This window comes from Providencia sp. (assembly GCF_040396775.1).
In the GTDB taxonomy this organism is placed as follows: domain Bacteria; phylum Pseudomonadota; class Gammaproteobacteria; order Enterobacterales; family Enterobacteriaceae; genus Providencia.
The window spans coordinates 256,815-279,216 of the sequence record NZ_JBEBNT010000002.1 but is presented as its reverse complement, the minus strand read 5'-3'; the positions used below and the strand labels follow the sequence as shown (position 1 = coordinate 279,216).

Here is a 22,402-nt window from a genome sequence, read left to right as displayed (position 1 = left end):
TACTCCTAGCGTGGCTGTTGCTCCGGTGGTAGTGCTTTACAGATATTTCCATTACAACTGTATTTCAGTTCTGGATGACCGCCATAGTCATTCACATACATCATGGTAAAGCTTTCACCAGCTCCATTGACCTTGATATCTAGATGAGATTTAGGCGCTACCATTACCCCTGGAAAGTCCGTTAATTTTTTCCCGCCCTCTGTAATCAACTTATTATTTAAACTAATAATAGTGACAAAATAAGGTGTCGGGTTTTCAGCTCGCCAGTTATTTCCTTGCTTATAAAATGTCACTTGGTCTTGCCAAATTGCACTTTTTGACGTGGGAATAATTGCCGTTGGTCGATAAAATAATTTGATGCGCGATTGCATTGCTAATTGTAAGACATTTGGTTTATCTGGCTTTGGTGGCACTTCCCTAACATTTAAATAAAATAAACTTTCGCGATCTTGAGGAAGTTTATCTATTTCCGCTGTTTTAGAGACTCGAGCAACACCTTTTTGCCCACCATTAATTCTTTGTAATGGAGGTAATACCACTAATGGAGATGTAATTTTCTTCCCATTTGCATCTTCAACCCAAGATTGCGCTAAAAAGGGAATACTTGAACTGGTGTTTGATAAATTAGCACTCGAAGAGGTTTCCGCGCCGGTAATAATCAACCGAGTTCTATCTAGTGATATTCCTGCATATGATTGGCTTACTCCAGCCATAATTACCAGTAAACCACCCACCCATTTTTTTATACAAATCGCCATTTTTTATACCTTATTTAAAAACTTGTTCTGATTGTCATTTCATTATTGGCAAGGCAGTAAAACTGACATACCAGGATTAATTTTTTCAGGTAATTGAATTTTACATTGCGCTTTTCCACCCCAAGAGACCGTTAATGTTTCTTTAGGATTTACCGCCATCAAATACGCCAATCCATCTTCCATCAACATTGCAACATTAATACCGTCAGCGTTGGTCACATCCGCCCCAAACGGAGGAACGGTATTATTAAAGCGAATTGTGGCAATCAGTTTTTCACCTTGGGCAACAGCAAATCGTTGATAACCAATCGCCCCTTCCGTCAGTGTTGACGTTGCGATCGCTTTATTGGTATCAACATCACTATTTAGCTTATCGACATCAATACGGGTATCGAAGCTGTAATAACTCACGATATCTGGTACGACTGAAATACCCGCCCAGTTTGTTCGTGTTTTTTCATGGTTAAATGGCACACCACTAATCCCATTTGTGTCCACCATGATCCGTGCAGTATCTGTTGTCGCGCTACTATTATGCAGTGCGGCTCCATAGGCTGTTGCAGTAAAGCCGCCTCGCAATGTCCCATTGATGGATGCAGTTTGTCTTTCTTGATAGCTGACGTTGGTATTTACATCCGCAAGTTGAGTGCGCTTTTGATAATAACCGTCAAATTGCACACGATCATCACCACTACGCCCAGCCCTTACTCGCCATAAGTTATTGAAATCTCTATTATCGCTATACGACAGCATATGACTTGTTTTACTTCCGCTATTTTGTAAGTCATATCCTGCCCAACGGCTATCACCAACAGGCACAGATACAGAAAGGGAGACACTATCGTCACGTCTTCCTCGATAATCTGAACGATAGGCGGCAATATTCGTGGAGACCCCATCGATCCCCATTAATCGGAATGTTCGACCAACAGACAAGCCATATCTATCTTGAGATGTTTGATCCCAAAAAGTTTGATGGGTGTAAGTTAAAAATAGTGTTGTTCGCCAATCAGGTTCATCCGCCCAAAACGTTTTATTTGCGGTAATGGTGTACATCTCTTTTTGGCGACCTATACCTAAATAACGGTTTTCACGTTCATCTAAATATTGTGATAGTGTGCGGAACTTATCTTGTGAGAAGCGATATCCCGCAAATGTGATCGTACTATTTATTTCATCAAAAGATTTTGAATAACTTAGACGAAAGGAAGACCCTGTTTCTGTATTTTCACCAGGAATTCGGCTAACCGATTGTGTTACATCCGCAGACAAAGCCCCAAATACTGACAAGTCACGTCCTAACCCTGCTGAAAGTGCGGTATAATCCCTGCCCGCAAACAAAATCCCGCCAATTAATGACCAGTTATTACTCAGCCCCCAAGAGAAATCTCCTGTCGCAAACATTGGCCCTTCCGGCTTATGGTTAAAGCGAGAAGGCTTCCCCATTGAGACGTTATAACGAACATAACCAGGTCGAGTTAAATAAGGGATATTGGCGGTATCAACTTGAAAAGTGGATACATCACCGTCATCACCTTCAACTCTAACATCCAAAGTTCCTCGAACTGAGCTTTGCAAGTCTTGAATACTGAATGGCCCCGCAGGCACTGTCGTTTCATAAACAACACGCCCTGCTTGGCTCACTATCACCTTTGAATTACTTTTAGCAATACCGTTGATTTGTGGTGCATATCCCCTTAAATTTGGCGGTAACATGCGCTCATCACTGGCTAAGTTAAGTCCTGTATATCGAATAGTATCGAAAATTTGCGAATTTAAATAAATTTCACCCAGTGTTAATTTAGCCGCTATATGAATTAAAGGGCGATATGCATAAAACTGATTCCAATCGAATTTTCTGTCACCACGTTCGTTGTAATTTGCTTGGTAATCAGCTCTAAAACGCCATGCACCTAAATTAAATCCAGCTTGGCCATAAGCAGATAAAGAATGTCTACTTGTATGCCTAACTAAAGAGCGTGAAATCGAACCGTTCAGGTTATAATCGAACAATAAACCTGAAACCCCCGTATCCCAACGCTCAGGCGGTACCCAGCTTGGATCCGAATACTTCATCCATGCTTGCGGCATTGTAATATCAAGCTTACCTTCAAAATTGTTAATTTTGACGCCTGATATAGGTAAAATATTCAAGCATTCTGGCGAGATCATTTGAATTTTCTTTAATGCATCTTCTTTAAGTGCCAGCATCTCAATTTGTTCAGGCGTAAAACAAACGAGCGTTTTTTCACTATCCTGAGGGTCAATGATATAGGTAACTTTTTGCTGCGATAATGATTGCCCATTAATATAAACATCTAATAGGTAAGTACCAGGAAATACAAAGTTGTCTTTTGAAAAGCGAGTTAAGTCAATATTATTACGATCCCCGACATCTAATACATCCGTATTAAATTCGACAATATCGTTAGCTAACATATTAGGTGAGTAACAAAGCATTGCAATATATATCGCAAATATTTTTTTTATATTCCCACTAAAAATAATCATTTTAATTCACTCTGAATTCACAAAGACCAATCCGATTCTTAATAAAATCGCAAATATTTTTTATATTTATTCAAAAATAATCCATTCTAAATCTCAATACACCTGCAAATTCACCCGCTTTAATGTATTTTTGATAAGCGACTAAAGTTGCAGTAAACTCCAAACTGTTTCTTCCTTCGAGTAATGTATAATCAGGTAGTTTTGTATTAAATTTTAGTATTTCACCATGAGAATTTTTTAATTGAATACCAAAACCTTCTGAATCGCCATTAACTTGAAGTAACTGACCACGGTCCACTGTGCTTCCCATCATTGTTATTTGAGCTCTTGATGCACTACCTTTATCTTCTGAAGGAAGCGTACAACCGACTAGCTTTATATTAAAATTTTTACTTAAAAGTAAATTAGCATCAGGCGTGATTTCACGTGCACTCACTTCCCCGAAATTAATCCAAAGCTCTCGGCTATCAGGATCGATATTACAAGAAGCCTCAATTAATTCGCCTTGCATAACAATATCACCAGGGGTGTTATTTACAGCACCTCCCCAGCTCAATAAGGGCCATAATAAAATAGAGCTTAATGCTATTTTTTTAACTCGAATTATCATGGGTAACACCGCTTTAATTATATTTTTAGATTCAGTATTGCGGAGTATCTACTACTCCGCATACAATCACTAAATTAATTCCAAATTATTGGTAATCGATTTGGAAGTTAATTGTAGAATCGAAGTTACCTGGAGTAACGGCATTAGATGCATTATCTGATTTCAAGTACGCAACAAATGGAATTGTTGTTTTACCATTAGTTAAGTTAACCGCTGTAGAAGCCTGGCCCCATACAACATCTTGATTTCCATTATCTCTTAAACCAATACCAGCACCGCTTGCAGTTCCTGAAGTAAATGCAGCTAATGCGCTATCATTCGGGTTTACTGTAGATGGTGTGTAAGTAACAGTTGCCGTTTGAGCTACTGTGGTATCACAACCTTGCAGAACGATATCTTTTTTAACATTACCTGCACGCTCACCATTTTTTAAATTTGATACAGGGATTTGGTAAAAATTAACTTTAACAGGGCTTGACTCTTCGCTTAAACCACAAGCAGAGTTAACAAGCTCACCTGTAATTTCAATTGTACCGTTAGTTGGGGTACCTGTATAAGCGGCCATAGCTGCAAATGAAGCAAAACCTGATGCGAATACTGCGCCGACTACAAATTTATTCAATTTCATATTAATTTAATCCTGTATAATTTATATTTTGCCATAATAGTTGTTCATAACAACTTTAGATAAAAATAATCATTAATCCATATAATGATTATTTTTAATAAAGTTATCACCTTGACAAGTTAAATTTTATTTATTTGTATTATCTATTTGTCATGTCTTGTTCTTAATTGTCATGAGCAAAAATTATCGCCACATTTTTTTTGTATCTTTATCTAAGATCGAATAATAGTTTTTTTCATTCATTACAATGCATTTTAATCTTTCGTTATCATGCTTATCTATTACATGATTAAAAAAATCTCGCCATGACTTATTAAATAATGCTAAGATGGTGTCCATCATTTCAAACGTTAACTTTGTTTTCCCCGTTTCATAGCGAGAAATTTGTTGTTGACTCACATTTAACTTTTTTGCCAGTTCGCTTCCTGTTAAGTTCTGCTCTTTCCTTATCCCTCGCAAATACTGTCCTATTTCTATATTTATCCCATTAGAAAAATAAGCCATCTTTATTTAACCTTTATATTAAATAATAAATCTTAGACACTTTGTTAAATTTAGAATGATTATATGTCTGAATATTTAGTTTGTATAATTGATAGTGCGAATCTATTTTTATTAAAAAAAACCGCTGCCCTATTAAAATAAGTATTTGTTACAGTAAAATGCAACTTAAAGCAAATAACCCTTAAATAACAATGTGTTATTTTTTAAATAGGGAAAATACTTAGTTAAATATTTACAAATTGATACAATTGAAAATATTGATATATACTTTTAACCCGTCTTATGTTTATTTGGGTTAAAATTCAACCAAAAAAGTTAATGAAAAAAAAATTTCCCACTCGTATTTTGGGTTTAATTTTATCTTAAATATTTTTTTAAGACTTATCTTAGCCTGTTAAACAATGAAGAGTTTAGCTCACTGAGCATAAAGGGGAGTTTTTAGAATCCTATTTATATAGTTTTAAAATCATAGTGATAGGATTTATCAGCGAGGAAGGAGTTGAAGTTCGAAATCCCCCTTCTAGCTGAGCCCTTCCCATAAATACTGTTTCAGCTTTATCTTATCATTTGAATCAAAAAGAATACCTTCGCTGATAAGTGCTTTTTTATGTCGCGTATAACTCTCCCCTTTCACCGACAATTTCCCTTGCCCATTTATAATGCGGTGGCACGGCAAAGTACTGTCTGCGGGGATCGTGCGGATCACTTGGCATACTTGTCGTACATAAGTAGAGTAACCCGCCATCTTAGCGAGAGTACCGTAAGTCACTACTCGACCTTCAGGAATACTCCCGATTAAATGATAAATTATGTCTTGAAAAGAGGGTGCATTATTCATAATTAATTGTTTATATTCAATATTTTATATTTTCAGAAACGTTATTAAGTAGGCCTATATTTAATATAGAAAGTCCATGATACGTCTAAAATCAGAGCCGACAATGGAATATATTATCACTCTAAATCGCCTTCACAGCCACCATCCTGTGATTTTTAATTGTTAAATACGCCTAAGTTTCTTTAATATAAAATAAAGTCAAATTGAGGCCACCGTTCGAATTTCATGAAAATACTCTTAATCGAAGATCATATAAAAACCCAATATTGGGTTAAAAATGGCTTAGAAGAAGCCGGTTTTCTTGTGGATACCGCCAAAGATGGCCGTGATGGCCTCTACTTTGCCTTAGAGAATAACTACCAGTTAGTTATTCTCGATATTATGCTCCCTGGCATGGATGGCTGGGACATTTTGAAAATTTTAAGGACATCTAAAAATATTCCTGTAATTTGCCTCACCGCTCGTGATGCAGTAGACGACCGAATTAAAGGATTAGAGCTCGGTGCAAATGACTATCTCGTTAAACCATTTTCATTCTCAGAATTACTCGCTCGGGTTAAAAATCTCTTAAAAGTTCATCAACCCACATTAACAAATATGGCAGTTGCGGATTTAAAAATAGACCTTACTCGCCATGAAGTTGAGCGCGGTGGCATAAAAATCACCTTAACCCGTCAAGAATTTTCTCTTTTACTATTTTTTGTGCTGCATTGTGATGAAATCTTGCCGAGAACATTAATTGCCAGTGAAGTTTGGGGGATTGATTTTGACAGCGATACCAATGTTATTGATGTCGCTATTCGCCGGTTAAGAAAGAAAATTGATGATAATTTTGGCGTTAAGCTCATTGAAACAATTCGTGGCATGGGATATCGCTTCAATAGGCCAGAAGAATGAAAAAAAAATCGCTACGCTTTAAGCTTATTTCATTATTTGTTGCTTTGATGGTTGTCAATGCAGGTATGGTAACGTGGGTTTTGTATCACTCACTCAAAAATGAGCTTATTGAACAAGATAACAACCTACTCATTAATCGCGCTCACCAACTTGCCAAATTAATTTCTAGTGGTATTGATATCAAAACGCTTCCCATGTATTTCCAAAGTATGATGGACATGCGCCAAGATATCATCCAAATCTCGGATGAAGCTGGGCGCGTATTAGTTTCGACAAATAATGTGCAGCTTGATACCCAACAACAATTCGTTTCTCAAAAACAGTTAAGTATCAATGTGATCAGCCATGGGAAAACAGCGCAGGGAGTCCCTATTTCTTCTGTATATTTCGTGACGAGCTCCCCACAAGGGCCATTACACGTTGTCCTCGGCAAAGTTTCGGTCGACCGCAGTGGCATCTTAGCCCAATATTTAACCCAAAGTATGCTGGTTTCAGCCTTTTCAATATTGCTAATGGGGATACTCAGTATATGGCTCTTGAAAAAAGGACTTTCAGATATTCAATCACTCAGCAAAATCACGGCAAAAACGGATATTTATACATTAAAGAACCCTATCGATATTGAGCAGTTGCCGCAAGAGCTTAAAGAGCTGGGTAAATCAATGAATACCATGCGACAACGATTAAAGCATGATTTTGTCAAACTCACCCAATTGGCTGATGATTTAGCCCATGAGTTAAGAACCCCAATTAACGCTATTCGTGTGCAGAATGAAGTTACATTACAACGGCCTCGTCGTATTGCCGAATATGAAGCGATGATCATCAGTAATATAGAAGAATTGGATAAACTGGCGAAAATGATCCAAAACACCCTATTTATTGCCCGTGCCGAAAATAAGAACATTACGTTAAATCGCGAAAGTATCGTTTTATTTCAAGTTATTGATGAGGTGTATGAGCTATTTTCCGCCTACGCACAAGAAAAACAAATCGAGCTATCATGTGTGCCATCATCATTAACCCTCTATGCTGACCCTACACTACTCACTCGAGTTTTCGTTAACATTATCTCAAATGCAATTAAATTTGCTCACGCACAAACTCGCGTACTCACTGAAATCACTACATATCCCAACCACCAAGAAATTAAAGTCACGAACCAAGGCGCTCTACTGCAAGATAGTGAGGAAATTTTCACTCGTTTTTGGCGGGGGGATAATGCTCGTTCAACAGAAGGCTCTGGTTTAGGATTGGCAATTGTTAAAGCGATTGTTGAATTGCACGGTGGGTCAGTGAGCTTTGAACACTGCTCAGGTACCAGTACAGTTATCCTCCGATTCCCTACAATTAAGTAAGATGACAAATTTGTCATCTTACTGTCAGCTATATTTTTTGCGCATTTGATATAACAGATTTAATTCGCCTTATTACTCTGGAGCGCACAATGAAAAAATCATCAAAAATTCCGACGTCTCAAATCACAGATGAATCAATTTTTTTTATGAAACGCAGGCAACTTCTTAAAGCCTTGGGTATCGGGGCGGCTGGTATAACCCTCGCTTCCACAGCAAATGCAGGTTTATTTTCTTGGTTTAGTGACGATACTCCCGCGACCCCAGCCCTGCCTAGAAAATCGCTGACATTTATTCAACCTGAGGAATACCAATCATCACTTGTTTTGACGCCAGAAGATAAAGTGACTGGGTATAATAACTTTTATGAGTTTGGACTCGGTAAGTCAGATCCCGCCGATAATGCTCATACATTAGTCACTGACGAATGGACTATCACGATTGAGGGTGAAGTTAACCATCCAATGACTCTCAATTTAGATGACATCAACACTAAGTTTCCCTTAGAAGAACGTATATATCGGATGCGCTGCGTAGAAGCATGGTCGATGGTTGTTCCATGGGTTGGTTTTTCACTCGCTAAGCTATTAGCTCTCGTAGAACCTACGAGCAAAGCTAAATATGTCGCCTTTGAAACACGTTACGCCCCCGAACAAATGCCTGGGCAAAAAAGTCGCTATATTGGCGGCGGGTTAGCCTACCCCTATGTTGAAGGATTACGCTTAGATGAAGCAATGAACCCTCTGACTTTATTGGCCACTGGCGTATATGGAAAAAGTTTACCCAACCAAAATGGCGCACCTATCCGATTAGTCGTGCCATGGAAATACGGCTTTAAAGGTATTAAATCCATCGTAAAAATTCGCCTGACAGAGCACATGCCTGAAACAACATGGAACCTTTCTGCACCGAGTGAATATGGTTTTTTTGCCAATGTGAATCCTCATGTTAACCATCCCCGCTGGTCACAAGCAACTGAACGTTTTATAGGTGCAGGCGGCTTAGGTCAAGTAACTCGACAACCCACATTGCTCTTTAATGGATATGCCGACCAAGTGGCAAGCTTATACCAAGGAATGGACTTGCGGAGATACTATTAATGTCCCAACAAAATAAACTAACAGTATGGTTAACCAAAGGGAGTATTCATCTTATTGCTCTACTACCTTTGTTGTGGTTAGTTTTTTTAATAGATACCCAGCAACTTGGCGCCGATCCAGCTAAAGATATACAACATTTTACAGGGATCGCTGCATTACGTTTATTAGTTCTGACTGCGTGCATCCCGCTTATTGCTCAGTTATTACGATTTACCACGTTGTTTCAAGTACGCAAAGCACTTGGGCTCTGGTGTTTTCTCTGGGCCGCGCTACATTTAAGCAGCTATCTGTTACTTGAAATCGGTATCAATAATTTGGGGTTGTTTTTTGAAGAAATTTTTTCACGAATTTATTTAGTTTTCGGTACTATTGCTTGGCTATGTTTATTTCTAATGGCTATTAGCTCATTAAACTGTATTCGCAATTGGTTAGGTATATGGTGGAAAAGAGTTCATATGCTACTTTACCCTACCCTCTTACTTGTACTTTGCCATTACATATTGTCACTTAAAACACTCACGCCTGAACCTTTTATCTATTTAGGGCTAGTTGGATGTGTGTTTTTTAATCGCATAAGGAATCAATGGAAAATATCCATTAAATCATGAATAGAAAATATAAATTAAAATGAATTAAACCTACCATTTATATTTGTATATCTTTTTATGATATATTTATACATAATTCGGCCTCATTGACATCCCCTAAAAGATATATAACCAAAAAATAATTTTATATTTTTAATATACACACCGAGTTATAATACACTAAAACAACTCTTTAACTTACGATATAATTCGACTAAGATAGATGGTGAAAATAACTAAAAAAGACAAAGTGAGAAGTCAAAATGAAAGGTATTAGTAAAGAAAACAAATATATTAGCTTTAGAAATAATGGAGCTTTTTTGATTACTGCAATAGTCAATTCAACCATTTGTTTTTCTTTATTTGGTTTCATAGGTGGGACATTTGGTCTTTTAACAACACTATTCTCTAATATCGTTTATGACACAAAGCCTGATAGTAGTAATATTTTTTATGTGTTTTTTTTATTATGCTTAGTTATCGTTGGTGGGGGCATTGGTTTTATACTAAAACTAACAATTTATTTTCATATTTACTTATTTATCCTATCATATTGCTATTACCTATTTTACAAAAAAGATGATTACTTAGATCGTACCTTTCCATTTTTGATTATCTTTTCTTGTATGGGAACAACACTTGACTCGATTAGCCTTGACCTACCGATGGCCTATATCTTAGGGGTTGCCATTAGTCTACTTACTTTTAGCTTACTAAGACATAAAAACTTTGAAAGTCATGCATTTAAAAATGGATTATTCTCAAAGGAAATATATCATAGTGACGAAAAGGTATATATACGCGCTTTCTTGTTCAGCTTTTTCCTATTTTTAAGTCTTTCAATACCTGACTATCTAAATTTATATAAACCTTATTGGGCACCTCTAACATTCATTATGTTGCTTCACCCAAAAGAAATGCACATAATAAAGGTCACATTACTTAGATTTTTAGGAAGTCTATTGGCAGCCATTTTTGTTATTGCTATGTTTAGTATGACAAAATCAAATGAAACTTATATTTACTTAGCAGTTTTAGTTTTAATCATATTCTTCATGCCAACACTTTTCCGTTTAAATTATCTACTAAAAACATTTTCTATTACTGTTTTTGTTCTACTTCTTCTTGAGGAAACTCAATTTTTACATAACCCGAGTTACTTACTACCGATATCAAGGGCATATGAGACCTTTATCGGCGGCGCTGCTGCAATTATTGCGAGCTTAGTTTTAAATATTTTTAGGATTATAAAAAAAGAAAAATCATAAATTAGCAACCGTAGTAATAAAAATAAGGAAGTCTTCTTTAAGTGAACATTGAAGCTTCCTCTATAATTAGACTACAACTGAAGAAAACCATAACAAAAGACAAATGTAGTCTTATAAAAAACATTTCATACACATCATCAGTTTTTACTTCTATTACAATACCAGTGGCTAAACCAACGTGTAATGTAAATATAAATTAAAATAATTAATGTAATAATAAAAATATCCATATTTAATGTTTCTGTGTCAAAACCAATTATACTTATAAATATCACAGGTGATAATACCAAAAGTATTGCATCAAAAAATAATTGTAATCTATAAGGCTTTGAAGTAATTTCATGCCATATTGTTTTACCTATTTTCATTTCAAAACCCCTTATTCTATTATAAACATCAAAACATCAGTGTCATATTTAACTATATTGCTTATTACCCACTGAGTACCCAATATAAATAGCAGCAAACCCGATAATGATACTTAAAACCAAGTAACTAACTGCCACTAAGAAAAACCCTGGATACTTCATTATTTCAACGGCACCATAAACAAAACTGGAAAATGTTGATAATCCCCCCATGACACCTGTGGCAAAAAATGCATTCATCCCTTGACCTATTTTCTTCCTCATTAATAGTCCTGCGACAATACCCAATAATAATGATGCGATAATATTTGCTATGAATATATCAAGGGGAAAGTGATCATTCATGGTAGGAACAGACACCATCAGTAATTCTCTGGAAATTGCGCCAATTGCACCACCAATAAAAACCAAGATCATAATATTCATTTTTAGCCCCTGTTAGTTTGCTAACCAAGCACCAATAAATGCCGCAGTTACCCCAAATAAAACCGAAAGTAACAAGTAAAATAGTGCGAGTAATTTTTGTTTAGTTTGAGTCAACTTCAAAGCATCAAGCTGCATGCTACTGAATGTTGTATAACCCCCCAGTAACCCTGTTAGAATGGCTGATTGTAGAAATGTTCCATAGCGGTCATCCCAATCGATGGCAAAATAACGGCTTAAAAAACCAATAACAAATGCACCAGAAATATTAATGATGAACGTTGATAATGGAAATTTCCCGTGATAACGCTCCCCCACCAGACGACCAATCCACCAACGTAGTAGTGAACCAATACCTCCGCCAGAGCCAACTAACAAAATATCAATAGCTACCATTGCAGCATCCTCTATTTGATATCATAGATATAAAAACATCGTTTCTAGAATTTAAATTAAATACACTAAATGAATATCAAAAAATAACAGTCATTAAATGAACATCATTAAATAGCCAGTGAATATTTTTGGTAATTTAAAATAGTTCACTCTGATATTGTCATATTCCAAATCGAGGTACACACCTTTTCCAATAGGAATTTATTGTGGCTAAAAACAATCATCGATAATGGTCTTTCTTCAGAAAGTTGAATTAAAAATTTCCATATATCTTTCTGTAAGTGAGCATCTAATTGTGCAGTGATTTCATCTGCAATTAAGGTTTTTGTTCTTAGGTCTAATGCTCTTAATAAGGCAATTCGAGCAAGCTCACCACCTGAAAGTTCACTAGGCCTTCTCGCCAACCACTCTGATTTAATAAACAAACGTTCAAGATAATATGGGGCAGGCTCCCAGGCATCCTTCACACTTTCACCGACTGTCCGATAAGGGTTAAAACATTTTTCAGGATGCTGAGGAACGAGCTGAATAGGGCAATATTCGTTTTGGGATAATTTTTTCCCATTAAATAGCACATCTCCTTGCGCAGGTATTTGCCATTGGGCCAATACACGGCCTAATGTTGTTTTACCAAAACCACTCGGTGCTGAAATCCCTAGACGCTCATTTTTATTCAGTGAAAATGACAGTGAATCCCATAATGTACGGTTATCTTGCTTTATACATAAGTTTTTGACTTCTAACATACTCAAACTCTCTATAAACTAATAGATGGATAACCAAACAACAGCAATAAAAATACAAATAATGGAAATAATACCGCCTGATTTTGTAAATTCTAAAAACGATATTTTAATACCATGCGCAGAGGATTGCTCAACAGCAATAATCCCTGCAATACTACCAAATATAAATATATTACCCGCAAAACAAGCCCCTAAAATTAACGCAGCACCTAACAAATCAACATTGCCATGGGGGTAAACAAACTGGATCAATAAAATCACCGTTGGTGTCGTCCCTACAAAAATACTCATCACAATGGTGACCAAAAATAATGTAATAGGGCTATTTAGATCGATACCTTTACCCAATAGGTAATGCAATACCTCCTGAGGGATACCTGTGTTGGAAAATGCGGTATTAATAATAAATAGCCCCATCATTAGTAGGATTAAGTCACCGTCAACATGCTTTAACATGTCACTGGAGGCTATTTTTCTGTTTAACAATAAAAAACAGGCTGCCGATAATGCAACAAGCTCACGCGGTAAATCACTAAATAAAAAAGCTAAAATAACCGCTAATAAAACCGTAGCAGCTTTTATCGTTTCCCACCAATTGAATTCAATAACCGAAGGATCAGCATTAGACATTAATGACTTTTTATCTTCAGATAGATACCAACGATTACGATAAAGCAAAGTGATTACACACCATACAATCGGGACTGAAAATAAAACTGGAATAGCCGTAATATTGAGTATTCCAATAAAAGATAAATCCAATCCTTGTGCAACAACCATATTTTTAGGGCTACCAATTAAAGAACCTGCGGCACCGTTATTGGCCGCAAAGCAAAAACCAAGTAAAAATGGAATAGGGTTAAGGCCTCGAGATAACGTGACGGAAACCAATAAAGGCGTCATCGCCACCACAACAATATCGTTTGTAAGTACCGAGGCAAGAAGTGCCCCAACAATGATAAAAACGGCCATTAATTTAGGTGGGCTAATATTTAAGCTCGCCACTTTTTGTGCTGCTTGGTGATAAAAACCTGATACTGTAAATGATGCAGATACCACCATTAAGCCAAATAATAATCCAATTGCACTGTAATCAATTGCATCCCAAGACAATTTTGGCGAGATAATCCCAAACCCTATCATGGCTAATGCACCTGCCACAGATGCACCAGTACGGTCAATTTTAATCCCTGGAAAAGTCCCAAAAGCCATTGCGACATACACTAAAATAAAAATAATCACGGTTAGATCCATAATAAACTCTCTATCTCTTATCTATATTTTTATTTCTTCGTATAAATAATAAAACTGTAGGCACTTCACAGCAGCAATTTTCAATTGGGACTCCAGCATATTACGAATCTAATATGTTGTTTGAAAAAATAATATTTTCCATAACTTGGTTATTAATGTTTTCACCAAAAATCATTTTAATCAGTACTTCACTTCCTAAAGATGAAAGCGAAATGAGTAAATCCGCATGTAATAGCTGCATATTTTCGTAATTTTTATCATCATTTACAGCAATAACGCTTTTAATATTCCCACCGACAATTTCTTTCGCAGCTAACATAGAGATGGTATTTTCAGAATCAGAAGCACCTAAAATAAATAACGCTTTTGCTTGGTCTAAGTTAGCGCTATTTAATGTATTTTTATTAATTTGCTCCGTGACAATAACTTGCGCATTATCTGGATAGCTCTTTTTTTGTTCTTCATGACAAAGTACCATGACGTCTAAGTCGCGTTTTCTTAATCCGTGGTAAGTGTTTAAAGCTAGGGGGCTTGCGCCAACAATAATATAGTGGTTTTTCATACGAAATAATCTCTTCTTAACAATTTCTTGTGTGCTTTTTGCAAATACCCCTAGAAAATACACAATAGAGGTTGTAAAAATTGTAATACCTAAAATAACAATCGAAATTGTAAATAACCTTGCCTCAACACTAATCGGAATAATGTCACCAAAGCCTACTGTCGTCATACATACCAAAGCAAAGTAGAATGCAGATGAAATGTCAGTAACATGTGGTTGGAATTGCTCGCCTAAATACAGAGTTCCAAATACAGAATAACCCAATAGTACGCTTAAGCTCATAAAAGCAACAAAACCTGCACCAGATAGGCTATGGCGATTAAATGCTTTCCAATTTGCGATGGCAATAATCAGTACTACCAGTGAAAGCGTTCCAGTCAGAACATTTTCCCTTGCTAATACCAAGTTAATTAACATAATAATGAACAACATAAAGCAGCTAAATAACCAACCGATACGTAGGCCTAAATAAACAGGAATAGCAAGGATAATGAGCACAACGCCAATCGCAAACCTTGGAATATCTAATAGTTTAACCAACCCTAAAGATTGTAGCCAATCAACAAAGCCTAGATGTTGAGGGTATAAATGAAGATCATAAGTTGAGATGATGGGAAAAATAATCAACATCCCATCTGCAAATATTAATAATGCGAGCACTAAGCGTAGCATTCTCATATTTTGAATATATTTATATATTGCATTTTTTTTCATAATTGAATACCAAAAAGTTTTAGTGCAAATATTATTGTCGATGTTTAGGCATAATATCTTGGTTCGGTACTAGAAATAACCATGACGCCAGAACAAATGGCATCGTTAAAGTCGGGATACCAAATGGTTCAAGAATAATATCGAGAGCCCCTTGGACAAATACAGTAAATATCACGCCAACGATGGCATAAACGACCACTCGATAGCTCGGCTTATTAAAGGTAGAACCTAAAGCAATCGCAGTTAATACTGCGCTAAATGAATATAAGCCCGTATGAATACTCGCAAAGTCACCTTTTAAAAGGGTTGCAACGATAAAAGCAAGAAGAGAACCAAATACGGCAAATATCGCCGCCCATATAGAGCTAACCGCTAGACCAATAACAAAGATAATACCGACAATCATGCTACTGAGTAAAAATACTTCAGAAACACCACGGAAAACATCAGCAACTAAGTCACTATGCGGAATTAATCCAATAGGTTCAATAAGTTGTTTAGGTAATGCTGGCGTCGGTAATGCAACGCCTTCAATGCCTAAGAAGTTGTAACTCGCGAGTAAAATAATCCATGATACTAAAACAAAAGGGGCGGTTAATGCTGCGACTTTCCAGTTTTTTAGAAAATCCATTAAAGAGATAGTTGCTATAACCGAAACGATACTTCCTAATACAATCGTTACCCAGACAAAGGGGGTATTTTCTAAGAAAGTCGGTAGTGCAACCCCAACTAAGCAGCCATTATAGCCATAAAGCCCTGAACGCAATGATTCAGTATCTAATTTACTAATATAAGCGGTCAGTGTAGCGACAACGGTACCTAACACACAACCTAAAGCGACTTGCGGCATTCCTTCTAAAAATGCACCGATGAAAATTGCAATAAAAAAGAGAAGTCCGGTTAGTGCGTTATTTTGAAACATAACTTGAGCACAGCCACGCAAGACGACATCAATAAACTGTATCGTTATATTTTCGCTGGCCAACTTATTCCAAGCGTTCTGATTTATTATTTTTTCCATCGTGAAATTCCTTGATAGGAATATCAGTAGAGAAATCATAAAAATCACTCTACTGATAGTATATTAATAAATTACCTTGATAACCTAGCTGGTTATTTCAGTCACTTTATGACAACCATTACAGAGTTGTATTAAATGCAATGATATACATTTAATACAACGGACCATATTTAACGCCATAAAAAAGGTTCTTGTAACGAAATACCTAATATTTCTTCTCTCGCTATTTGCCAAAAATACCTGACAGCTTCCTTCACTTTTGGACTATCAACCCCCAATGCCTTAAATATTAATCCACAGTCATTCGGTAATTGCGTTGCGCCAAAAGCAATTTCATTTTTTGGGTCATATATTGCATCTAGACGTTCTAAAATACGCTCATGGTGAATTTTAGGTGTCAGTAAAATCACATTGCCAAAAGTATCGAAGCTATCCATAACCGCTGTAATATTTAGCGGTGATTTTTTTGGCTCCAAAATGTATTTCTCAACAAACAATTCTTTATTGAAAGATGACTCAGCTCGAATATGAGATGAAAAAACATCAAACCCAAACTGTTCATCTGGATGGTGATATTTTCGACCCGACATCAGTATTTCGGAGTAAATCATCGTGGCACTAGGATGGATATTAATCCGCGTGTCAGTAATAAACCGAGAATTACGGTGAGGAATGATAGGGTCAGGTAAATATTCTAAATACCCATCCTCCTCAACAATAATGTTTTGGTACTGAGTGGCGTAGTTTGCTTCCATCATATGAACTTTGGTCGCAGATTGCGTTGTCACATGAGCACATGCACCCTTTTCAACTATAATATCAAGAGCTTGCCTATCACCTTGCAGTAAGCTACCAGAAGTCGAGATCATCGTAACGCAGGGCAACTGGGGCATCAATTCATCCCAATACAGCGCTTTTTGCACTAAAGAGGGAACACGGCGCTCCATTTCCACCAGCTCACTACGATATTCGCCTTGAGCAAACCTTAATTTTAAGTAACCACTTTTACCAACAGCACCACTTTGCATTTGCTTCGGTTCATCTTGATATGCGGCGAGTTCAGGTGCATTGCTGCCTAAAATATGAGCTTTAACACGCGTTGGAGTATTTGCTATATCTGCCCTGAAATTCGTCATCTTTACCCCCTTGGAACTTGGTGGGTAAAGAGGAATTTATCCATGATCATATCAACCAACTCAATAACCCCTTCCCCTGTTTTACAGTTGGTCAGTACATAAGGACGGTCGCCACGAACGATTTTGGTATCATGCTCCATCACTTCAAGGCTCGCACCAACATAAGGCGCTAAGTCAATTTTGTTGATGACTAGAATGTCGGCTTGTACTAAACCTGGGCCATTTTTACGTGGAATTTTTTCACCTTCAGCCACATCAATCACATAGATGTAGAAGTCTGCTAACGCTGGGCTAAAGGTTAACGTTAGATTATCACCGCCGCTTTCAATCATGATCACGTCGCTATCAGGGAAACGTTCTTCCATATCTTCAACCGCAGCAATGTTCATACTTGGGTCTTCACGTACGGCGGTATGAGGGCATGCGCCTGTTTCAACACCTAAAATTTTCTCTTCATCAAGAATGCCTTTTAATGTACGTTTTACTTGCTTTGCATCCTCGGTCGTCACGATGTCATTCGTGATGATTAGCGGTTTAATGCCTCTTTCAATGAGGATCGGAGTGATCACTTCAATAATCGCTGTTTTACCTGAACCAACTGGCCCACCAATTCCGATCCGAGTCATTTTTTTCATCATTTTTCCCCAAAATTTTTAGTTGTTTGTTAGTTCATAAACAAACGGACAAACGATTTAGTGTGTACCGCAGCTAAGACATCAATCACAGGAACATATGAGGACATTTGCTCTATGTCACCATTAGCTGCGATGTCACAAAAAACCTTAATTTCTTCATTTAATTCAAAAAGAATATGCTGTGTTTCATAGTGTGTGATGCGCATTAGCCGCATCGCCGCACTTAAAATTGTCATGGCAATACCATATTGGTGCATCACGACAACATCTCTTTCGGTGATCCCTTGTACAGCCATAACAATGGCTTGTGTTACTGGCTGGGTCCCTGGAACCTCATTGGCTTTGATTTTCGCAAGCCACCCACTCACTTGTGGGTCATCAAAAATATGAACTGAGATTTCAGCGAGTTTTTTCCCCATTCGAGTCGTCATTATGCGCGCTTCTTCATTCAGCTTGCGGTTATGCACTGCCCAATCAATCTTCGCTAATGCGTCGTTATCTTGTGCAAGAATGGCACGATGTGCCGCCACAATGGCAATGCAATCTGAATGTGCTGCAACCTTTAAAGACGTGTGAACAAAGGATTTCAGCGTTTCTTTGTCGTGGACAACACCTTTTTGAATGGCGGATTCAACCCCATTTGAAAATGTAAATGCACCAATTGGCAATGCTGAATCACCAAACTGCATAATTCTAATTAGGTCAGATGCTTCCATATCACTTTCCTTACCCATGAACACGAACGTTATTTGTGTGTATGAGTGTGCCCATGGTCATGATGATGATCATGATTGTGATCGTGCCCATGGCTGTGATCGTGGCTGTGTGCATGATCATGACTGTGGCCGAGCCCGTGGATCTGCCCTAATTCCACATGAACATGCGTATCCGTTTCCTCAGCGCCACCAAATAATAAACGTGCTTCAGAGTGGCTCAATTTAGGTAAAATGCTTTCACCCTTTACAAAGGCAAATGTTTCTTCACCAAAACCATGTGTGCGCATGACTGAACCCATCACTTTTTCACTTACCGTCAGTGGTACGTAAACAAGATCACCTTTTAAAACGGCTTTCCAGTGCTGGTTACCTAATGCATGCCCTAATTCGAAACTAATGCGAATATGCTCTTCAGTACTTAGGTTTTTCAGGTGGGATAAATTGACCATCATGACGTCACGTAAAGAGATCTGAACTATCGTCATTGTATTAGTGGTTTCATCAAATAGCAGAACGTCACCATCCGATAACAAGACTTTTCTGTCCAGCGCGATACCTAAGTCTTGGCCTTTTTCCGTATTTTTGCGACAGCGACTTTTCTGTGCTTCTCGTTGATCAAGAATTAACGTATCAACATCTGCACTTTTCTGACGTGCTTGCCACACTGGGTCTTTTTTAACATTGCCAAGAATATGTTCAATAATGATCATAATATTACCTTTTATGTTAATTCTGCCCGCCACCGGCAGGCAGATAATCCAAACATGTACTATTAGCTAAAGAAATAACGTTGGTTCATTGCGGCTTCGCTAATCGGCTGGCAAGTTGCATGTTCACCATTCACTTTTACAGCAAAGGTTTCAGGGTCAACTTCAATATTTGGTGTTTCACCGTTACGCACTAAATCGCGTTTCCCAATTGCTCGACAGTTATTCACCGCAATCACTTGCCGCTCAAGATCGGCTTTTTCTTTAATGCCATCATCTAAAGCGGCTTGTGAAACGAAAGTTACACAAGTGTCGTTAACGGTTTTGCCCATCGCACCAAACATTGGACGATAGAAGACTGGCTGCGGTGTTGGTAAGGAAGCATTTGGGTCGCCCATTGCTGCCCAGTTGATCATGCCACCTTTAATAACCAGTTTAGGTTTAGCACCAAACATACGTGGGTCCCATAATACGAGGTCAGCCATTTTGCCAACTTCAATAGAACCTAATATATGGCTGATCCCCTGAGCAATTGCTGGGTTAATGGTGATTTTTGCCACGTAACGTAGAACACGGAAGTTATCATTGCCCGGCGCATCTTCAGGCAGCTTGCCACGAGACGCTTTCATCGCGTTGGCTGTCTGAACAATACGTAACCAGTTTTCACCCACACGCCCCATCGCTTGTGAGTCACTTGAGAACATCGAAATAGCGCCCATATCATGCAGCACGTTTTCTGCTGCTATAGTTTCAGGGCGAACACGGCTCTCTGCGAATGAAACATCCGAAGGGATATTTGGGTTCAAGTTATGACATACCATGATCATGTCAAATAACTCTGACTGGCTGTTAACACCGAACGGTAACGTTGGGTTTGTTGAGCTTGGCAATACGTTAGGCTGGCTAACAACTTTAATAATATCAGGGGCATGTCCACCACCAGCACCTTCTGTATGATAGGTATGAATCGTTCTACCTTCAAAGGCTTCGATGGTATCTTCAACATAACCGCCTTCATTCAGGCTGTCTGTATGCACTGAGATTTGCACATCAAATTCATCAGCAATACGCAACGCATGGCGAATCGCATTTCCTGTTGCGCCCCAGTCTTCGTGAACTTTAAGCCCAGCCGCACCCGCAACCAATTGTTCTATCAGTGGTTCGCGAGTATAAGAGTTACCTTTCCCTAAAATACCCACGTTAATTGGTAAGCCTTCGATAGCACGTAGCATGGAGCGCATGTTCCAAGGACCCGCCGTTACTGTCGTACCGTTAGTTCCATCGGTTGGGCCAATACCACCACCAAAGAAGGTTGTCACACCGTTTGATAACGCCGCGTAAGCTTGTTGCGGAGAAATTAAGTGGATATGCGTATCAATACCCGCAGCCGTTAGGATTAAGTGTTCACCAGAGATAGCATCCGTTGACACCCCAACAACCATGCCTGGGGTGATATTGTCTTGGATATTTGGGTTACCACTTTTACCGACACCAACAATTTTGCCCGCTTTAATCCCCACGTCGGCTTTAATCACACCTAAACGCGCATCAACGATAGTGACGTTAGTAATCACTAAATCTAAAACGCCATTATCACTCGTGAAAGTATTATTCGCGCCCATACCGTCGCGTAAAGATTTACCACCACCGTAGACAGACTCTTCGCCATATCCACGTAAATCTTTTTCGATTTCAATATATAAATCGGTATCGCCTAAACGAATTTTATCGCCAACTGTTGGTCCGAATAAACCGTTGTATTCTTGTCTAGAAATTTTTGGCATGTTATTTACCTTTAACGTTAAGAAGGTGCATTGTTATTTATCATTACTGACATCTAACCCGCTTACTGTTCCTTATGCTTAAAACCACGAGCAATTGCTTTATTTAAGGCGATTGCTTTAGCAGGACGCTCAGTAGCGGCAACATTGTCACCCGCCCAACCATCAACAAGGTTATTAAACCCATACACACTTTGCTTTCCGCCGTAAGGGATCAGTGAAACTTCCACTTCATCACCTGGCTCAAAACGAATTGCCGTTGTAGAGGCAATATTTAAACGCTTACCGTAAGCCGCAGCACGGTCAAACTCTAATGCATGGTTAACTTCAAAAAAATGAAAGTGGGAACCGATTTGCACAGGCCTATCGCCCGTATTACGGACTTTAATTTTTGTTTCCGGCTTACCAACATTGAACTCAATAGGCTCATCTGCAAAAATAACACCACCTAAAGGAGTCGGGGCTTTAATACCTGTTTTTGAATCACTCATATTTCACCTCATCCTTCACTTATTTAATTGGATTGTGGACAGTTACTAAGCGAGTACCATCAGTAAAAATTGCTTCAACTTGAACATTAGGAATTAAGTCGTCCACACCATCCATAACGTCTTTCTTCGTTAAGACAGTTGCCGCTTCTTTCATCACATCTTCAACAGTTTTACCATCACGAGCACCTTCAAGTGCGGTAACCGTAATAATGGCAACAGCTTCTGGATAATTTAATTTCACACCACGCGCACGACGTTTTTCAGCTACATCGGCAAGTGTGTAAACCATCAATTTTTCAATTTCTCTTGGGGTTAACTGCATAACGCCTCCTCAATTGATAAAGCTTAGTATTGTTAGTACTGATAAATAATCATTTTATGAGCTAATAACTCGTT

General features: G+C 38.0%; 25 protein-coding genes. 5 read left to right on the top strand and 20 right to left on the bottom strand.

Annotated elements, in window-relative coordinates:
• Positions 1-5: 5 nt before the first annotated feature.
• From ABWP91_RS03770 to ABWP91_RS03745, 6 genes are all read right to left on the bottom strand, one after another.
• On the bottom strand, positions 6-713 hold the full coding sequence (locus ABWP91_RS03770) for a fimbrial biogenesis chaperone (protein WP_404462930.1): 708 nt from the start codon (positions 711-713) through the stop codon (positions 6-8).
• 87 nt (positions 714-800) lie between these two features.
• Positions 801-3,269: a fimbria/pilus outer membrane usher protein gene (locus ABWP91_RS03765; RefSeq protein ID WP_502935786.1), complete on the bottom strand. Its 2,469-nt coding sequence runs from the start codon at positions 3,267-3,269 to the stop codon at positions 801-803.
• Between the two features lie 70 nt (positions 3,270-3,339).
• On the bottom strand, positions 3,340-3,879 hold the full coding sequence (locus ABWP91_RS03760) for a fimbrial protein (RefSeq protein ID WP_353242096.1): 540 nt from the start codon (positions 3,877-3,879) through the stop codon (positions 3,340-3,342).
• Positions 3,880-3,964: 85 nt separating this feature from the next.
• Positions 3,965-4,507: a fimbrial protein gene (locus ABWP91_RS03755; protein ID WP_353242095.1), complete on the bottom strand. Its 543-nt coding sequence runs from the start codon at positions 4,505-4,507 to the stop codon at positions 3,965-3,967.
• A gap of 183 nt (positions 4,508-4,690) precedes the next feature.
• Positions 4,691-5,011, bottom strand: a complete 321-nt coding sequence (locus ABWP91_RS03750; protein WP_353242094.1) for a helix-turn-helix domain-containing protein — start codon at positions 5,009-5,011, stop codon at positions 4,691-4,693.
• A 520-nt stretch (positions 5,012-5,531) separates the two neighbouring features.
• Positions 5,532-5,849: an MGMT family protein gene (locus tag ABWP91_RS03745; RefSeq protein WP_353242093.1), complete on the bottom strand. Its 318-nt coding sequence runs from the start codon at positions 5,847-5,849 to the stop codon at positions 5,532-5,534.
• A 225-nt stretch (positions 5,850-6,074) separates the two neighbouring features.
• Between ABWP91_RS03745 and ABWP91_RS03740 the strand changes: the two genes are divergently transcribed.
• The 5 genes from ABWP91_RS03740 (at position 6,075) to ABWP91_RS03720 (ending at position 11,056) form a co-directional block, all read left to right on the top strand.
• Positions 6,075-6,746, top strand: a complete 672-nt coding sequence (locus ABWP91_RS03740; RefSeq protein ID WP_353242092.1) for a heavy metal response regulator transcription factor — start codon at positions 6,075-6,077, stop codon at positions 6,744-6,746.
• Entirely contained in the window at positions 6,743-8,104 is a 1,362-nt protein-coding gene (locus tag ABWP91_RS03735; RefSeq protein WP_353242091.1) for a heavy metal sensor histidine kinase, read from the top strand. The genes ABWP91_RS03740 and ABWP91_RS03735 overlap by 4 nt, the downstream gene beginning before the upstream one ends.
• Positions 8,105-8,193: 89 nt before the next feature.
• Complete coding sequence (gene msrP / locus ABWP91_RS03730; RefSeq protein WP_353242090.1) at positions 8,194-9,201, top strand: protein-methionine-sulfoxide reductase catalytic subunit MsrP; 1,008 nt, start codon at positions 8,194-8,196, stop codon at positions 9,199-9,201.
• On the top strand, positions 9,201-9,809 hold the full coding sequence (gene msrQ / locus ABWP91_RS03725) for a protein-methionine-sulfoxide reductase heme-binding subunit MsrQ (protein ID WP_353242089.1): 609 nt from the start codon (positions 9,201-9,203) through the stop codon (positions 9,807-9,809). The genes msrP and msrQ overlap by 1 nt, the downstream gene beginning before the upstream one ends.
• A gap of 242 nt (positions 9,810-10,051) precedes the next feature.
• Positions 10,052-11,056 (top strand): FUSC family protein, encoded by a 1,005-nt coding sequence (locus tag ABWP91_RS03720; RefSeq protein ID WP_353242088.1) that lies wholly within the window; start codon positions 10,052-10,054, stop codon positions 11,054-11,056.
• Positions 11,057-11,193: 137 nt separating this feature from the next.
• Here ABWP91_RS03720 and ABWP91_RS03715 read toward each other — a convergent pair whose 3' ends face one another.
• The 14 genes from ABWP91_RS03715 to ABWP91_RS03650 all read right to left on the bottom strand — a co-directional run bounded on the left by ABWP91_RS03715 (position 11,194) and on the right by ABWP91_RS03650 (position 22,328).
• Positions 11,194-11,424, bottom strand: coding sequence for a hypothetical protein (locus ABWP91_RS03715; RefSeq protein WP_353242087.1), 231 nt, complete (start codon positions 11,422-11,424; stop codon positions 11,194-11,196).
• 48 nt (positions 11,425-11,472) lie between these two features.
• Positions 11,473-11,850 carry a CrcB family protein gene (locus tag ABWP91_RS03710; RefSeq protein WP_353242086.1) on the bottom strand — a complete coding sequence of 126 codons (378 nt, stop codon included), beginning with the start codon at positions 11,848-11,850 and terminating at the stop codon, positions 11,473-11,475.
• Between the two features lie 12 nt (positions 11,851-11,862).
• The gene (gene crcB, locus ABWP91_RS03705) at positions 11,863-12,243 is read right to left on the bottom strand and encodes a fluoride efflux transporter CrcB (protein ID WP_353242085.1); all 381 of its coding nucleotides are present in this window, start codon (positions 12,241-12,243) and stop codon (positions 11,863-11,865) included.
• Between the two features lie 146 nt (positions 12,244-12,389).
• Complete coding sequence (locus ABWP91_RS03700; protein WP_353242084.1) at positions 12,390-12,989, bottom strand: ATP-binding cassette domain-containing protein; 600 nt, start codon at positions 12,987-12,989, stop codon at positions 12,390-12,392.
• 18 nt (positions 12,990-13,007) lie between these two features.
• A complete protein-coding gene (locus tag ABWP91_RS03695; RefSeq protein WP_353242083.1) occupies positions 13,008-14,243 on the bottom strand; it encodes an ArsB/NhaD family transporter in 1,236 nt (411 codons plus the stop codon).
• A 100-nt stretch (positions 14,244-14,343) separates the two neighbouring features.
• A complete protein-coding gene (locus ABWP91_RS03690; protein ID WP_353242082.1) occupies positions 14,344-15,519 on the bottom strand; it encodes an ion channel in 1,176 nt (391 codons plus the stop codon).
• A 31-nt stretch (positions 15,520-15,550) separates the two neighbouring features.
• Positions 15,551-16,540, bottom strand: coding sequence for an urea transporter (gene yut / locus ABWP91_RS03685; RefSeq protein WP_353242081.1), 990 nt, complete (start codon positions 16,538-16,540; stop codon positions 15,551-15,553).
• 170 nt (positions 16,541-16,710) lie between these two features.
• The gene (locus tag ABWP91_RS03680; protein WP_353242080.1) at positions 16,711-17,676 is read right to left on the bottom strand and encodes an urease accessory protein UreD; all 966 of its coding nucleotides are present in this window, start codon (positions 17,674-17,676) and stop codon (positions 16,711-16,713) included.
• Positions 17,677-17,678: 2 nt separating this feature from the next.
• Entirely contained in the window at positions 17,679-18,311 is a 633-nt protein-coding gene (gene ureG / locus ABWP91_RS03675; protein WP_042848769.1) for an urease accessory protein UreG, read from the bottom strand.
• A 29-nt stretch (positions 18,312-18,340) separates the two neighbouring features.
• Complete coding sequence (locus ABWP91_RS03670; protein WP_353242079.1) at positions 18,341-19,027, bottom strand: urease accessory protein UreF; 687 nt, start codon at positions 19,025-19,027, stop codon at positions 18,341-18,343.
• A gap of 29 nt (positions 19,028-19,056) precedes the next feature.
• The gene (locus ABWP91_RS03665; RefSeq protein ID WP_353242078.1) at positions 19,057-19,737 is read right to left on the bottom strand and encodes an urease accessory protein UreE; all 681 of its coding nucleotides are present in this window, start codon (positions 19,735-19,737) and stop codon (positions 19,057-19,059) included.
• A gap of 62 nt (positions 19,738-19,799) precedes the next feature.
• Positions 19,800-21,518: an urease subunit alpha gene (locus tag ABWP91_RS03660; RefSeq protein ID WP_004256069.1), complete on the bottom strand. Its 1,719-nt coding sequence runs from the start codon at positions 21,516-21,518 to the stop codon at positions 19,800-19,802.
• A gap of 62 nt (positions 21,519-21,580) precedes the next feature.
• A complete protein-coding gene (locus ABWP91_RS03655) occupies positions 21,581-22,006 on the bottom strand; it encodes an urease subunit beta (RefSeq protein ID WP_353242077.1) in 426 nt (141 codons plus the stop codon).
• 19 nt (positions 22,007-22,025) lie between these two features.
• Complete coding sequence (locus ABWP91_RS03650) at positions 22,026-22,328, bottom strand: urease subunit gamma (protein WP_206082862.1); 303 nt, start codon at positions 22,326-22,328, stop codon at positions 22,026-22,028.
• Positions 22,329-22,402 lie beyond the last annotated feature (74 nt).